This is a genomic window from Streptomyces sp. NPDC051569 (assembly GCF_044454085.1).
Taxonomy (GTDB): Bacteria; Actinomycetota; Actinomycetes; order Streptomycetales; family Streptomycetaceae; genus Streptomyces.
Genome location: NZ_JBITDJ010000008.1, coordinates 194,149 through 209,680 on the forward strand (window position 1 = coordinate 194,149; position 15,532 = coordinate 209,680).

Sequence of the window (15,532 nt, forward strand, 5' to 3'; positions counted from 1 at the left end):
GCAGGTGTTGTCGCACCGAGCGGGGGCTGTTTGCTCTCTGGGCACGCTAGAGCGCCGACACCCTCCGTGGCAAGCCGGTCACCAGGCGTCAACTCGCCAGTCAGTCAGGGTGGGTGGGTGGGTGGGTACTGATCCTTCCTGCCACTCCTTGTGAAGAGGGCTCGGAGCACGCGGCTTGAGCTCCGGGCGGCGCCCCGGACACCAGGCGGCCCCGGCTGCCCGTGGTGACCTGTCGGTCGGGTGGGCGGCCGGGGCCGGTGGGTGTGTGACGGGCGGTCAGCCGACCGGTACCGCGCGCCGTGCCGGGGTGTTGGTGAGCGGCCCGGAAGAGGCGTCGGCGGAGGGTTCCGGTGATCCCAGGAGGCCCGTGAGCGCGGCGCCCTCGGTGTCGGCGGCCCGCGCGAACAGGATGTCCACGTGGTCGTTCCGGGTGGCCGACCAGGTGGCCGCCGACCACAGACCCAGCCGCGCGGCCAGCGCGTGGAACTCCTCGGTGTCGGGAGCCAGGGAGCCGTCCGGCTCGGGCACGTCCGGGACGAGCCGCCGGTTCGGTACGCCCGTCACACGGACCGGCAGCACACGCCCCGGCACGGTGAGGAGGGCGGCGAGCCCGTCCAGGTCCGTCACCTCCGTCCCCCAGACCAGCGGGGCCGCCGAGGCCAGCGAGACGGTCCGGGCCGGGGACTTCGCCAGGACGACGTCGTACCGGTAGCGGGTCAGCTCGTTGCCGGTCGTCGCCCGCTTCGTCCGCACGTCGACGGCCGCGATCGCGTCGAGTCCGGCCGCGAGGGCGGTGAAGTACGCCGGATCGACGAGCAGTTCGTTCTCCGTCTCGACGGCCCGCGCCGTCAGTGCCCGCAGCGCCCCGGCGTCCGTACCGGCGGGTGCGCGGCGGAGCTGGACGGCGGCGGCGAAGCTCTCCTGGAGCCGGAGATTCCGTACGTCACCGATGAAGAGCCGGCCGCCGGGGGCCAGCAGCCGCAGCGCGCCGGTCAGGACACCGGTCAGATACTCGCCGCTGGGGAAGTACTGCACCACCGAGTTGATCACCACGGTGTCGAAGGAGCCCTCCGGCAGCCCGTCGGTGACATGCGCGGGCTGTGCCCGCAGCTCCACCCGCTGCTGGAGCGCGGGGTGCGCTTCGAGCTGCGTGCCGAGCGTCGCGATGGCCACCGGCGACAGGTCCGTACCGACGTACGTCTCGCAGTGCGGCGCGATCCGGGCCAGGAACACGCCGCTGCCGACGCCGATCTCCAGGACCCGGCGCGGGCGCGTTTCGAGGATGCGGTCGACCGTGGCGTCGCGCCACTCGCGCATCTCCGCGACCGGGATCGCCGACCCGTCGTAGCTGCTGTCCCAGCCGGTGAAGTCCTCGCCCATCGCGTCCCACGACCCGGTGTACGACGCGTCGTAGACGCTCTGCCAGGTGTCGAGCCATTCCTGCTCGGCGGCCGAGGCGGCCGAGGCGTTCGCAGGGGTGCGTGTGGTGCGTGTGGTGGGTGCGGCCGGTGCGGCGGTGGGCCCGGCCACCAGGACACCGGCGGTCCCCAGGAGCTTCTCGTCCGCGCGGCGCTGCTCGGTGTCCCGGTCCTCGATCTCGGCGTCCGGGACCGCGTCCGGCAGGGCGTCCTCGACGTACCGCAGCCGCCGGTTGAACCAGGCGCGCACGGTCCACAGGGTGAGAAGCAGGCCGCTGGTGATGACGACCAGCGCCAGACCCCGGCCGGGACCGGTGCCCAGGAGGGCTCCGAAGGAACCGGCCAGCGCGCCGCCGGGCAGCAGCATCGGGCGGAAGACGTGGTCGGCGAGCGGCCCGACGACCAGGTGGCTCAGCGGCATGGCCATCGTGACGATGGTGATGAAGATGGCCAGGACCCGGCCCTGGAGCTCCAGGCCGACCTTCCGCTGGAGCAGCGCGATCCAGTGACCGTTGATCAGGGATTCGGTGAACGCCATGCCGAACATGCCGGCGACCAGCAGCCACGGTTCCCCGGCGAGGCCGATCACCAGCAGCCCGAGGTTGTTGGCGCCCATGAAGAGGATCATGCCGTCGGTACGGCGGCGGGTGCCGCCCCAGATGCCCATGGCGACCGAACCGAGCACCGCGCCCAGGCCGCCCGCCGTGAGCACCACCCCGAGCGTGGAGATGTCGTACTCGATGAGGATCAGCGGGGTGATCAGGGCGAATCCGGCGGCGTACAGGAAGTGGTCGACGATGAAGTACCAGAGCATGGACTTCAGGCCGGGCCGCTTGGTGATGTACCGCCAGCCGTTCACGATCTCCGCCCGTACGGCTTCCTCACGGCGGCGGAACATCCGGTCCGGGAAGCGGACCAGCAGCAGCGTGCCCACGGCCACCACGAAGGTCGCCACATCGATGAGGAGGATCGCCGGAAGGGACATGACGCTCAGCAGTCCGGCCCCGAGCATCGGGGCGAACAGCGCGCCCGCTCCCGTACCGAGCTGGGTGACACCGCTCGCGTGGCCGAGGAACGGCTTGGGGACGAGCTGGGCGACGGCCGCCAGATACGCGGGCCGCTGGAAGGCGGCGCTGACCGAGGTCAGTCCGCAGAGCAGGTAGACGTACGGCATGTTCAGCCGGTCACCGGCGATCAGCCCGATCATCGCCAGCGTGGCGAGCCCGGCGCCCAGGTCGCTGAAGAGCATCACCTTGCGGCGGTCGTACCGGTCGGCCACCACCCCGGCGAGCGGCCCCAGCAGCAGGCCGGGCAGGAGGGAGACCGCCGTGACGAACGCGAAGTCGGTGATCCGTCCGGTCTGCTGATAGACCCACAGGCTCATCACCAGCTGGCTGAGCGCGCTGCCGACCGTGGAGACGAACTGGCCCGCCGCCACGGCGGCGAACCGGCCGAGGCTCGGCTTCGGCCCGGCGGGAGCCTGTGATGTACGCCGGGCGGCAGCCTGTGCCCTGTGCGCGGCGGGAGCCTGCGCCGTACCCGCGTCGGGGGCATCCGCCGTACGCGCGGCGGGGGCCCGTTCGGCCGGGGGTGGTGCCGGTGACTCGTCCGGAGCGCTCCTGTTCGCCGCCCAGCGCGCGAGTTCGGCGCCGAGCTGCACCGCCTGGTGTTTGAGGAAGCCGTGGCCCGCCTTGGGGATGACCGCCAGTTCGACGTCGTCGGCGTAGTGCTCCCACTCCTGGTAGCGCTCGGTGTACAGCTCGGTGACCCGGTCCTTGGAGCCGACCACGCTCAGCAGAGGGGCGCGCAGCACCCGCCCGGCGCCCTGGCCGCGTTCCTGGCTGAGGGTGCGCGCGTAGTAGTCCTCGGAGCCGCGCTCGTCGTGCCGGACGGACCGCATCGCGAAGGCGTACTCCTCCGGGTCGTCGAATTCCGACATCCCGCCGCCCAGCGCCCGGATCTCCTCCAGGATGGCGCGGTCGGAGACCAGCCGGTCGACCGGGAAGTGCCGGTAGACCCAGTCGAAGAACCGTCCGGGAAGGCGGGCCATCGGGAACATGGCGCCGATCGCCGCACCGGCCAGCGGGAGGCCCTCGGCCTCGGCCCGCAGCGCCAGTTCCACGGTGATCGCCGAGCCGTGGCAGTGCCCGTACAGATACAGCGGACCCGGCAGGTGCCGCATCTCGTCGAGGCACCGCTCGATGAGGATGTCGAAGTCCAGTGCCTGCTCGTCCGGACGGCTCCAGTCGCGGCCCGGGCTCTGGAGCGCGTACACCGACCAGTCGTCCGGCAGCGACCTGGCCAGCGGTTCGAAGGAGAGCGCCTGGCCGCCGGAGTAGGGGATGCAGACCAGGGTGGCGGCGAGGGGTCCTTCGCGGTCCGGCGTGAAGTGCTGGAGCAGCGAACCCTCCCCGCCGGGTGTCGTCTCCGTCGTCCCGGACCCGGACCCGGACCCGGATACGGATGCGGCCCCGGACCCGGATACGGCCCTGGCTTCGGTGCCGGTCCGCCGGTCGACGTGTTCGGCCAGCCGCGCCACCGTGGCGTTGCGGTACAGGTCCAGCAGCGCGACGCGTACGCCGCACCGCTGCTCGACGAGACGTACCAGCCGCAGCGCGGCGAAGGAGTCGCCGCCCAGCTCGAAGAAGCCGTCGTCCATCCCGACGCCGTCCCGGCCCAGCACCTCGCCCCAGAGCACGGCGATTTCCTTCTCGGTGCCGGTGCGCGGTCCGGCCGGGGCGTCGCCGGGCCCCTGCTCCGGCGGCTCCGGCAGCGCCTTGCGGTCGACCTTGCCGTTCGCGTTGAGCGGGAGCGCCGGAAGGATGACCGTCCTGGCGGGAATCGCGTAGTGCGGCAGGATCTCCTGGACCCCGCGCCGCAGTTCCTCGGCACCCGGCGGCCGGCCGGTGTCGGCCGGGACGGCGTACCCGACGAGCCGGGGCAGCCCCCGGGCGTCGGTCCTGATCGCGACCGCCGCCGCCCGGACCCCGGGCTGGGCGGCCAGGGCCGCCTCGACCTCGTCGAGTTCGATGCGGTGGCCGTTGAGCTTGACCTGGTCGTCGAGACGGCCCAGGAACTCCATGACACCGTCGGCACGCAGCCGCGCGCCGTCCCCGGTGCGGTACATCCGGGCGCCGGGCGCCGGAGCGAACGGGTCGGGGCGGAAACGCGCCTCGGTGAGATCGGGACGCTCGTGGTAGCCGGTGGCGACACCCGGGCCGCCGATCCACAGCTCGCCCGGCACGCCGAACGGCACGGGCAGCCCGTGCGCGTCGAGCACGTACAGCCGGTTGCCGGGGTACGGGCGGCCGATCGGCAGGGACGCCCCCGGGGCCTCGTCGCTGACGTCCCCCTCGAAGTAGGCGTTGTCGATGGTCGCCTCGGTCACCCCGTACGAGTTGACGACCCGGCCGCCGGGACCGAGCAGCGCGACGGCCCGGCGGTACTCGTGGACGTACCACTTCTCGGCGCCGCCGGCCAGCAGCCGCAGCGCGGGCAGCGGCTTCGCGAGGTCGAGCAGGCCGCGCAGCACGGTGGGGACCAGCTCGGCGACGGCGACCCGCTCGTCGTGCAGCAGGGTGTGCAGCGCCGGCGGGTCGAGGAGCGTCTCGTGCGGGCAGACAACGATCCGGCCGCCGGTGCCCAGCGCGCGCAGGGTCTCACCGACGAAGACGTCGAAGGAGGCGTTGGCGGCCTGGAGGTGTGTCCAGCCCGGCTCCAGCCCGTACGCGGAGCGCCACATGGCGACTGCGTGATGGAGATTGCCGTGCGAGACGACGACCCCCTTGGGCAGACCGGTGGTGCCCGAGGTGTAGAGCACGTACGCCGGATCGCCGGCGGAGACCCGCTCCCCGGCCGACGGCCTCTCGGGGCCGTCCTCGTCGGCTGCCGCTCCGGTGACGCGGACGACCGGGACACCGGCCGGCGGGGCGAATCCGGTCGACTCGTCGGTGACCAGCGCACGGGCGCCGCTGTCCGAGAACATGTGGCGCAGCCGCTCCGCCGGGTACTGCGGGTCCAGCGGTACGTACGCCGCGCCGGTCTTCCAGGCGGCGAGGACCGCGGCGTAGACCCACGGGCCGCGCGGCAGGTGGATGCCGACCCGGTCCCCGCAGGCGACACCGGCCGCGCGCAGCCGCCGGGCCAGCCGGGTGGCTTCCTGGTCGAGCCGGGAGTAACTCCAGTGCCGGCCCTGATGGGTGATGGCCGGCGCGTCCGGAGTCCGGCGGGCGTGCTCCTCGAACAGGGTGTGGACCCCGCCGGGTCCGTCCCCGGGTTCCTCCCCGGGTCCGGCCTCGGTGCCCGCCTCGGGTCCCGTCTCGCTGCCCGTCTCGCCGGGCGCGGCCGGGAGCGGCTCCGTGCTCGCGGTGCTGCCGGCGGCCAGGACCTCGCGGCGCCGTTCGGCCGAGAGCAGCGGGAGGCGGCTGATCGCCGTGCCGGGCTCGTCGAGCGCCCCCTCCAGCAGTGTCAGCAGCTGTTCGAGCAGCCGCCGCGCGGTCGCGTGGTCGAACAGCTCGGTGGCGTACTCGACCGAGAGCACCGGACCCGATGCCGGGAAGTCCAGCGTGACCGTGAGATCGAGCTTGGTGGTGCCCGGGAAGGTGTCGCCGAGATGCTCGACGGACACCGCGCCGTGCGTGGCCCGGGCCGCAGGGGTGTTGACGACGATCAGCATCACCTGGGTGAGGGGACCCCGGTCGGCGCGGTGCCGGACCGGCAGCGCCCGGACCAGCTCGGCCGTCGACTGGTCCTGGTGGCTGAGCGCGTCCACCACGGTCTCGGTCGCCCGCCGCAGGGCCGTACGGAAATCGGGGTCACCGGAGAGGTCGGTGCGCAGCGGAAGGATGTTGATGAAGGCGCCCACCCCGCGCTCACTCGCCGGATCGTCGCGGTGCGCGACCGGAGCGAGGACGGTGATGTCGGTGTGGCCGGTCAGCCGGGTGAGCAGGGTCCCCAGGGCGGCCAGGACGAAGGCGTTCGTGGTGGTCCCCGCCTGCCGGGCGGCGGCGTCGACGCGGTCCGACAGCGCCGGGTCGAGCCGGTGGTCGATCTTGGCGCCCGTGAAGGACCGTACGGCCGGCCGGGGACGGTCGGCCGGCAGCTCGACCTCCGTGTCCACCCCGTCGAGCCGGGTGATCCAGTGGTCGAGCAGCGCCGCCCGGGCCGGGGCGGCGGCGGACCGGCCGTCCCGGACCCCTTGGCGCAGCCGCGCGGCGAAGCCCCCGGCGGGGGCGGGCTCGGCGCCGTCCAGCAGCAGGGCCAGGTCCTCGGCGAACACGGACGCGGACCACCCGTCGAAGACCAGGTGGTGGACGGCGAGGACGAGTTCCCAGGTGTCCGTGTCCAGCCGCAGCAGCGTGCCGGCCAGCAGGGGGCCGGTGGCCGGGTCGAAGACGGTACGGCCCCGGGCGGCGGCCAGTTCGCGGCGCCGGGTCTCGCGATCGGCGGCGGGCAGGCCCGTCAGGTCGTGCGTGTCGACCTCGATGTCGGGCACCGGGCCGCCGAACACCATCAGCGGTAGGTCATCGACCTGTTCGAAGACCGCGCGCAGAGCTTCATGGCGCTCGGCCAGCAGCCGCAGGGCGGCGGTGACGGCGGCGGGTCCGGTCGGTCCGGTGATGCGGTAGCGCAGTCCGAGCGTGTGCATGGGGGTGCCGGGCAGAAGCTGTTCGGCCAGCCAGGCGTCGTGCTGGAAGGCGGTGAGCGGCAGCCGGTCGCCGGCTTCGCCGCTGTCGGGCTCGCCGTCGGTGGTCCGGCCTCCGGCGGCTGCCTCCGGCGCCGGAGCCGTGCTCGGTGCGGCGTCCGCCAGGAGCGCGCACAGGGCCTCGGCGGTGGGGTTCGCGTACAGGTCGGCGAGGGTGAGCCGGACGTGGAACGCCCGCTCGATCCTGGTGAGGATGCGGATCGCGGACAGTGAGTGCGCACCGAGCAGGAAGACGGATTCACCGGTCCCGACCGACTCCAGGCCGAGCACGTCGGCGATCAGCTCCGCCATCGTGCGCAGGGTGCCGGTCGCGGTGCTGGTCGCCGTGCTGGTCGCGGTGCCGGATCCGTCCGGGCCCGTGGTGCCCGCAGGCGCGGCCGGTGCGGGCGGGAGGGGCAGCGCGGCCAGCGCCTCGGCGTCCACCTTGCCACGGGAGTTGAGGGGGAACGCGGCGACGCCGATGAGCCGGGAGGGCACCGCGTACGCGGGCAGCCGTTCCGTCAGGCGCGCGGTCAGCTCCGCCGTGTCCAGGGGGCCCGCGTCCTCGCCGGCGGCCAGCAGATAACCGACGAGCATGGCGCGCTTGGCGTCGTACCGGACGACGGCGTCGCGGACCCGGGGATCCGCGATCAGCGCCTCCTCGACCTCGGTGGGCTCCACGCGGAAGCCGCGTACCTTGATCTGCCGGTCCATCCGGCCGAGGTAGACCAGGTTGCCGTTCGGCAGCTGCCTGACCTTGTCCCCGGTGTGGTAGTAACGCGTGCCGCCCGCACCTGTGTTGTCCGTGCCCGTGCCGTCCGCGTCGGTGCTGAACCGCTCGGCGGTCAGCTCCGGCAGATTGATGTAACCCAGCCCGACCGTGGGGCCGCCGATGAGCAGTTCGCCCTCTTCGCCGGGCTCGACGGGACCGGCGCTCCCCATGACCCGTACCCGTACGCCGGGCAGCGGGTGGCCGATCGTCGGCGGTTCGCCCTCCGGCCGGGGGACGGCGAGCGGTCCCGCCAGGTCGTCCCAGGTCGCGACGACGGTGGTCTCGGTCGGACCGTAGACGTTGACCAGCCGGACGGGGGAGTCGTGGTGCAGCCGTCGCCAGTCGGCGACGCGGTCCTGCCGGATCTCCTCACCGCCGACGCTGACGATGCGGGCCGACGCGGGAAGCCGCAGCCCGTCCTGGGCCATGGCGTCGACGACTTCGTGCCAGTAGGCGGTCGGCAGGTGCAGGACGGTGAGGGCCAGTTCACCGCACCAGCCGAGGAACGCGCCCGGTGAGGCGAGCGTCCCCTCGTCCCGTACGACGATGGTGGCGCCCGCGTACAGAGGCGGGAAGATCTCCTCGATGCTGCCGTCGAAGGATATCGAGGAGAACTGCAGGACGCGGTCGCCGGGCGCCAGACCGTATCCGGCGGCGATCTCCCGGCTGAAGTGGTCCAGCGCCCGCCTCGGGATGCCGACGCCCTTGGGCCGGCCGGTGGTCCCCGAGGTGTGGATGATGTACGCCAGATCGTCCGGCCGCCCGGCCACAGGCGCCTGGTCCGCCAGGGCTTGCGGGGCTTGCGGGGCTTGCGGGGCTTGCGGGTACCGGCCGTCCCCGGGCAGGGACGGTACGGGCGGCAGCGGACGCAGCCCCGCCGCCTCGAAGGCCGGGAGCCACCGCTCGGACGCGATCACCGAACCGACACCGCTGCCCTCGGCGATGGAGCGCAGCCGCTCCGCCGGGTCGGCGGGATCGAGCGGTACGAACGCGGCGTCGACGAGCAGCAGTCCGAGCATCGCCACCACGGTGCCGCAGCCGCGCCGGGCACCGAGGCCGACGGTGTCGCCCCGCCCGACGCCCGCCCGGCGCAGTTCCTCGGCGTAGGACGACGCCAGGGCGTACAACTGCCGGTAGGAGAGCTCGGCCGTGCCGTCCGTGACCGCGATCGCGTCGGGCTGGGTTCGGGCATGCCGCGCGAGGGCGGCCGGCACGCCCTGGACGGGCCGTGCGCCGCCGGCCGCCGGGGGGCCGTCGTCGGCGGCGGGCGACGGAGGGGTGGATATCGGCGGGACGGGCACGATGGGTGTCCTCGGGTTCTGGCCGTGATGGGTGGAGGCCGTGGCGGATCCCGCGTCGGGCATCGGCCTCGACGCGGGATCAGCCACAGGGGAGAAGAAGCGGGGGAGAAGAAGCGGGGGAGAAGAAGCGGGGGAGAAGAAGCGGGGGTGAAGAAGCGGGGGAGAAGAAGCGGGGGTGAAGAAGCGGGGGTGAAGAAGCGGGAAGGGCCGGGCCGTCGTCAGCCGGCGTCGAGGTGCCGGCCCCGCAGCAGGTAGCCCAGTTCGAGCCCGGTGGAGTCGACGCTCGTGTCGGGGTGCGCGAAGTCGACGGTGTCGAGCCCGGCCCGGACGAAGAGCTGGTCCCAGAACGCGCGCTTCTCCAGCCGCTGTTCGGTGATGACGTGCAGCAGGAAGTACGGGTTGTAGTAGGCCTGGCCGAGCGAGTGGGCCATGGTGCGGGGGTCGTCCAGCTGGTGGTCGACCTCGATCACCAGCCAGTGCGCCCCGGGGTAGTTCTCCATGGTCTTGCGCAGCAGGTCCTCGACCGCCGACTCGCTCTCCTGCTCCAGCATCTCCTGGAGGACGAAGGCGGTCAGGAAGCAGAGCTGCCCGTCGGTGGGCAGGTCGACGGAGACGGCGTCGGCGGCCCGGCCCCGGTGGATCGTGATGCGGTCGGAGAGGCCCTCGGCCTCGACGCGCTCGGCGGCCAGCCGGCTGCCCACCTCGTCGGGCTCGATGCCCACGGCGCGCAGGCCGGGGCGGCGCCGCACCAGTTCGGTCAGGAACGCCGCGTCGCCGCAGCCGAGGTCGACCACGGTGAGTCCCTCGGCGGGCAGGGTGTCCAGCAGGCGGTCGGCCAGCGGCAGCGCGTCGAACATGCTCATTCCGCAGGACCCGGCGCCCACCTTGGCGCCGTCGCGGTGCGCCCACGGGGCGTCCTTCCTGAGTACGTCCCCGAGCTGCCCGAACGTCTGCGCGTAGCCGCCGACCAGCAGGGTGTACCAGGGCTGGAACGGTGCGAGGGCCTCGGCCTTGCCGGTGAGGTGCCAGCCGGTTTCCGTCCCACGGTTCTCCCGGGCGAGGTATCCCTCGTTCGCGAGGTAGAGGCACAGCCCGCCGAACCGCTCGGCGTCGAGCCCGTGCCGGTCGGCGATGACGGCGGCCGGCAGACCGGGCTCGGCCTTGATGGTGTCGTACACGCCGTTGTCCATCACCGTGTAGAGCGCGTGGGCGAGCGCGAGGTGGCGGATCGGCTGGATCGCCTCGACGAGCCGGTGCTCGAAATCGGTCGGGACAGCGGTGGTGGCGGCGGGAACGGGGGTGGTGACAGGTGCGGCAACGGCGGGGTCGGTCATGACACTTCCTCCAGCAAGCGGGTGGCCAGGTGCGGCGCGGGGGCGGTCGCGGTCAGCGCGTCGACGGTGTGGAGCGCGTCGACGAGTCGTTCGAGGTCGGCGGTGGTGGAGACCGAGATACGCAGCCAGCCGGGCAGGCCGAGCGGGCCGCAGTCCCGTACCCACACGTCCTGCTCCGCGAGCCGCCGGGTGACCTCGGCCGACGTCAGGCCGTTCCGGCAGCGGGCGACGACGAAGTTGGCGTGCGTGTCGCGGGCCTCGGCGAACACCGGATGGGCGCCGAGCGCGGCGACGTAGCGCGGCCGGTCGGCCAGCACCTGGTCGCGCAGTTCCCGGCGGTGGTCCTGATCGTCGAGAGACCCGGCGAGCGCGTGCAGAGCGACGGAGTTGACCGAGTGGAAGCGCTGGCGGCCGCGCAGGCGGGCGATGAGTTCCGGGGTGCCGATCAGCGCGCCGAGGCGGACCCCGGCGAGGCCGTGGCTCTTGGAGAAGCTGCGGAAGACCAGCAACCGGGGGTGGGCGGCGAGAGAGTCCGGATCGAGGATCTCCTCCATGGCACCGGGGTCCGCGAAGTCCGCGTACGTCGTGTCGAGGAAGGCCAGTTCGGCGCCCCCGATCGCCTCGCTCACCCACGCGGAGCGGAACAGCCGCCCGGTCGGGTTGTGCGGCTGTGCGAGGAACACCGCACCCCGGCCCGCCAGTTCCGCCGGGGAGAGAGCCGGTTCCCCGTGCTCGTCGAGCGGGATCGGCCGCGCCGTACGCCCCAGCACCTGGGCCCGGTCCGGGTACGCGTCGAACCCGGGCGCGACGAACCAGGCGGTGTCGACCAGAGTGAGGGCCAGATCGACGGCCTCGTCGATGCCGTTGGTCAGCAGTACGGAGTCCGGGGCCACCCCGTTCTCCCGCGCGACGGCCTCGGTGACCTCACCCAGGAGCCCCCGCGGATACAGGTGCAGATCGCCGGCGTTCGCGACGACCCGGGCGATGGCCGCGGGGGACGGCCCGGCCGCGCACTCGTTCCAGTCGAGGCGGAGGCCCGCGGTCCCGCCGTGGGGCGTGCTCTTCATCAAAAATCCGTTCGGTGGGCTGTTTCGCGCCACCGAAGATTCGCCGTGTCAGGTGAACACCGGCACCCAACAGCATGAATGAGATGATCACAGGTGAAGAATCACCGGATCACGACAACTGTCCCGGTGTCGGCGGAACATGGGCCGTGGGCCGTGGGCCGTGGGCCGTGGGGCGGGGGCGGCCGAGGCCTCCGAGATGTTCCCGTACAGCCCGCCCGGCACCCGTATCCGCGACCGTGACGGCAAAAGGCTTCCGGAGAAGCGGAGTTGCCGCGTCCGGTCAGGTGGCGGCGGGATTCTCCGCGCAGCCGTGCGGGGTGACGAGCAGTCCCACGACATTGAGCACGGGCGGCGCACCATCGAACGCCTCGAAGGTGAACGTCGTACCCGTCGCCGTGGTGACCAGGGTGAGTTGGGTGCCGAAGGTGAGCGGCGGATACGGTTCCCAGTCGCACGCGGCCGCGTCCAGGGCCGCGGCGACCTGGTCGTAGGCGAGGGGGCCCGGTTCGGCGGGGCGGCCGGGCAGTTCGATGACGTCCCGCCAGGTCTGGACGCAGATGGCCTCCACCACACTCCGGCAGTGACAGGCGCTGACTTCGAGGTCGCCGTACGCCAGCAGCTCGGGCCCGTCGCGCGAGCCGCTGAGCAGGGCCATGTTCATGGGTTCACCGAGGGCTGCCGTGACGTCGTCCCAGCGGGCCCCGGAGAACACCGGACCCATCCGGCCCGTCTTCGCCACGTCGGTCAGGAGATCAAAAATCGACACCGGGGGGAGCCTGCCACATCGGCGTCCGTGCCGTTGACCGGGGCGACCAGTTCCGTCCACCCATGGGGACTCCGGTCGGAACACGTAGGGATGTTGTGGTGCCGACCCGGTTCGGACCGGCGGCGTCGGCCACGGAGCGTAGGGAGAGCGGATACTCAGCGTGGAGGGCGGTGGTCATGGTGACCGGCAACGAAGGGAGCGCGGCGGCGATGAGCGGCGCGGATGAGAGTGGGTACGTGCCCGAGCTGGGGTCGTACGCCGTGGATTCCCGGGACGGGCGGGTGGGACGGGTGATGAGCCGCGACGGCAGCTACGTCCTCCTGCGCCCGCCGGGCGGCGGAACGCAGTGGGACTGTCCGCCGGAGTCGGTCCACCCGGCTCCGCCCGGGGAGGTCCTGCGGGCGAAGGTGACGGAGATGAACCGTGAGCGGCGGTACCCGTGAGCGGCGGGGTGCGGCCGTGCCGGGCGGTCCGAGCCCGGCGGGGGCCGGACAGCGGCTTCTGAACGCGGCCGAGGGCGGCGCCCCGTGCGGGGTGCCGCCCTCGGCTGTCGCGCGCATGGCTCGTACCGGTCGTCCGGTCAGGCCTGGGCGGCTTCCCGCTGCTGCGTGACGGGCTCCACGGCCGGAACGTTCGCCGGCGCCGGCGCCCGCTCCGTGTCCTCCGCGTCCGCGTTCAGCTCCGTCAGCATCGTCTTCGTGAAACCGAAGTAGTACGTGGCGATGAAGCCGACGAGGTAGCCGACCACCAGACCGCCCGCGTAGACCGGGATCATCTCGCCCAGCCCCTTGTTGCCGTCCAGGAGCGGGAACAGGGCCCAGCCGGACGGGCCGATCGCCGTCGAGCCGACCGCCGCGCCGAGCTGGTTGAACAGGCCGACGAAGCCGCCGCCGAACGCGCCGCCGACGCAGGCCGTGATGAACGGACGGCCCAGCGGCAGGGAGACGCCGTAGATCAGGGGCTCACCGACGCCCAGGAAACCGGCCGGCAGCGCCGACTTGATGGTGCGCCGGATCGAACCGTTGCGCGGGAGACGGAAGTAGACCGCCACCGCCGCGCCGACCTGGCCCGCGCCCGCCATCGCGAGGATGGGGAGGAGAACGGTGTAGCCCTGCTGCTCGATCAGGGTCGTGTGGATCGGGATCAGCGCCTGGTGCAGGCCCAGCATCACCAGCGGGAGGAAGAGGCCGCCGAGGACGAAGCCCGCGCCCGCTCCGCCGTTCGCCAGCAGCCAGTTGGCGAAGTCGCCGATCGCCGTGGAGACCTCACCGGCCAGGAACATCAGGCCGAAGATCGTGACCAGACCGGAGACGAGCACCGTCAGGGTCGGGGTGACCAGGACGTCCAGCGCCTCCGGGACCCACCTGCGGCACAGCTTCTCGACGTACACCGCGAGCACCGCCGCGCCCAGCGCGCCCAGCACACCGCCCTGGCCCGGCGAGAGCTTCTGGCCGAACGCGTCGATGTTCGCGACGCCCGGGAACACGATGATCGCGGCGACCGCGCCGCCCAGGATCGGCGTGCCGCCGAACTCCTTCGCCGTGTTGTAGCCGACGAAGACCGCGATCAGCGACATGAAGCCGGAGGCGAGCGCGGCGAGCGCCGGGACGAGGGCCGGAAGCCAGTGGAGGTTCGTCAGCAGGCCGTTGAGGCCGGCGATGATGCCGCAGCCGATGAGGGCGGGGATCAGCGGCACGAAGATGTTGGCGATCCGGCGCAGGAAGAGCTTGAACGGCGTGGTGTTCTTCGCCTTCCGGGCCGCCTTGATCGCCGCGCCGCGCTCGGCCAGTTCCTCGGCGGTGGCGGCGGTCTGCTGCGAGCCGGTCTGCTGCGGGCCGGTCGTGGCGGAGCCGGTCTGCTGCGAGCCGGGCGCGGCGGCAGGGGCGGGGGCCGGGGCGGCCGCCCTCTCCGCCTCCACCAGCGCCTCGAACTCCGGCGTGACCCGGGCGACCGTACCCGGACCGAGGACGATCTGGTACGTCTCGTCCTCGACCACGCCCATGACGGCGGGGAGCGCCTTCAGCGCTTCGTCCTGGACAAGGGAACGGTCGTGCAGACCGAGGCGGAGCCGGGTCATGCAGTGCGCGATGGATGCGACGTTCGCGGCGCCCCCGACGAGCGGGAGGATCGCCTCGGCTGTGGCGCGGTTCTTGTCAGTTGATGCCATGGTGCGTGGTGCCTTGCTGTGCGGAGGTACGGGTTGTCAGGCGGCTTTCAGTCGGTGTCCCGGAAGGTGCCCCGGTCGGTGGTTCAGGCGGTGCGGGCGGCTCGGAGCGCCGCGCGCAGGTGGCCCTGGGAATCGGTGAGGAGGGAGGCGGCGGTGGGGCCGTCGACCTCGCCGAGGATGGCGAGGATGGCGTGCTTCACCTCGCCGTCGGTCGCGGCGAGCGCGGCCTCGATCTCGGTGTCGGTCGCGCCGGTGGCGAGCGAGACGATCCGGCGGGAACGGGCGCGCAGCTTCTCGTTGGAGGCGCGCACGTCGACCATCAGATTCCCGTACGTCTTGCCGAGCCGGATCATGGTGATCGTCGAGATCATGTTGAGGACGAGCTTCTGCGCCGTGCCGGCCTTGAGGCGGGTGGAGCCGGTGAGCAGTTCGGGGCCGACGACGACCTCGATGCCGTGCTCGGCCGCCGCCGCCAGCGCGCTGTCCGCGTTGCAGGAGAGGCCGATGGTGAGCGCGCCGAGGCTCCGGGCGTGCTCGACCGCGCCGATCGCGTACGGGGTGCGGCCGGAGGCGGAGATGCCGACGACCGTGTCGTTCGGGGTGAGCCGCAGGGCGTCCAGGTCGGCGGCGGCCAGTTCCTTGGAGTCCTCCGCGCCTTCGACGGCCGTCACCATGGCGCTCGGGCCGCCCGCGATCAGGCCGATGACCTCGGACGGATCGGTGTTGAAGGTGGGCGGGCACTCGCTGGCGTCCAGCACGCCGAGCCGTCCCGCCGTCCCCGCACCCGCGTAGATCAGCCGGCCGCCGCGCGCCGCGTGCTCGGCGGTGGCGTCGATGGCGGCGGCGATCCGGGGGAGCTGCTCGGCGACGGCGGCGGGGACGGTGCTGTCCTCGCCGTTCATGATCTGGGCGATCTCCAGCGTGGGCAGCTGGTCGATCTCGGCCAGCTCGGGGCGGAACGCCTCGGTGGTGAGGGTGTCGAGCTGCGCGCGGAGTTCGCCGTACTGGGAGGACATGGAGGGGG

General features: G+C 72.8%; 7 protein-coding genes. 1 reads left to right on the forward strand and 6 read right to left on the reverse strand.

All coding sequences use genetic code 11. The annotated features are described in order from the left end of the window. Window positions 1–276: 276 nt before the first annotated feature. From ACIBAE_RS15605 to ACIBAE_RS15620, 4 genes are all read right to left on the reverse strand, one after another. Window positions 277–9,174 (reverse strand): amino acid adenylation domain-containing protein, encoded by an 8,898-nt coding sequence (locus tag ACIBAE_RS15605; RefSeq protein ID WP_399285314.1) that lies wholly within the window; start codon window positions 9,172–9,174, stop codon window positions 277–279. A 218-nt stretch (window positions 9,175–9,392) separates the two neighbouring features. Next, a complete protein-coding gene (locus tag ACIBAE_RS15610) occupies window positions 9,393–10,508 on the reverse strand; it encodes a 2-ketoarginine methyltransferase (protein ID WP_399285315.1) in 1,116 nt (371 codons plus the stop codon). Continuing rightward, window positions 10,505–11,575 (reverse strand): pyridoxal phosphate-dependent aminotransferase, encoded by a 1,071-nt coding sequence (locus tag ACIBAE_RS15615; protein ID WP_399285317.1) that lies wholly within the window; start codon window positions 11,573–11,575, stop codon window positions 10,505–10,507. Before ACIBAE_RS15615 ends, ACIBAE_RS15610 begins: the two co-directional genes overlap by 4 nt. 280 nt (window positions 11,576–11,855) lie before the next feature. After that, window positions 11,856–12,341 (reverse strand): hypothetical protein, encoded by a 486-nt coding sequence (locus ACIBAE_RS15620; RefSeq protein WP_399285319.1) that lies wholly within the window; start codon window positions 12,339–12,341, stop codon window positions 11,856–11,858. Window positions 12,342–12,550: 209 nt separating this feature from the next. On the opposite strand from ACIBAE_RS15620, the gene ACIBAE_RS15625 reads away from it, so the two are divergent. Beyond that, on the forward strand, window positions 12,551–12,784 hold the full coding sequence (locus ACIBAE_RS15625; RefSeq protein WP_399285371.1) for a hypothetical protein: 234 nt from the start codon (window positions 12,551–12,553) through the stop codon (window positions 12,782–12,784). Window positions 12,785–12,921: 137 nt separating this feature from the next. Here ACIBAE_RS15625 and ACIBAE_RS15630 read toward each other — a convergent pair whose 3' ends face one another. After that, window positions 12,922–14,508, reverse strand: a complete 1,587-nt coding sequence (locus tag ACIBAE_RS15630; protein WP_399285320.1) for a PTS transporter subunit EIIC — start codon at window positions 14,506–14,508, stop codon at window positions 12,922–12,924. Between the two features lie 83 nt (window positions 14,509–14,591). After that, window positions 14,592–15,524 carry an N-acetylmuramic acid 6-phosphate etherase gene (murQ, locus tag ACIBAE_RS15635; protein WP_399285321.1) on the reverse strand — a complete coding sequence of 311 codons (933 nt, stop codon included), beginning with the start codon at window positions 15,522–15,524 and terminating at the stop codon, window positions 14,592–14,594. Window positions 15,525–15,532: the final 8 nt, after the last annotated feature.